The 426-nt window shown below is 46.2% G+C and carries 1 pseudogene; it reads left to right on the top strand.

Annotated features, from left to right (window positions below):
* A pseudogene (locus J1781_RS00205) lies at positions 1-260 on the top strand (nitrate reductase subunit beta); the annotation flags it as partial.
* Positions 261-426: the final 166 nt, after the last annotated feature.

Here is a 426-nt window from a genome sequence, read left to right as displayed (position 1 = left end):
GCGTGCTAGACAGCGTAGGTCTGAGCAAACACCAAGTCGAAGAAATGTACCGCTACCTTGCGATTGCCAATTACGAAGACCGTTTTGTCATCCCAACCGCTCACCGTGAAGAAGCCCTAAGCGATGCGTTTGCCGAGCGTGGTGGCTGTGGCTTTACCTTTGGCAATGAATGCAACGGTGACAGCGATTACAGTATGTTTGGCAATAAAAAAACCAGTCGCCGTGACATGATTGACACCGTGCAAACTTGGGAGAGCTGATATGAGTGACGCTACGCCAACGGTTGAAAACACCAATATTGAGCAAACCAATATTCAGAGTAACAGCCATGATATGAAACTGTTAAAAGTGATTAGTTTGCTCATGGATTATCCCAGTCACGAACTGTTTGCCGATGACACGTTAGACGTTTGCAAAGACTTAGTA

It is taken from the genome of Rahnella perminowiae, from assembly GCF_019049695.1.
GTDB lineage: Bacteria > Pseudomonadota > Gammaproteobacteria > Enterobacterales > Enterobacteriaceae > Rahnella > Rahnella perminowiae.
The sequence above is the reverse complement of the archived record's forward strand: the minus strand, read 5'-3'. Positions and strand labels throughout refer to the sequence as shown.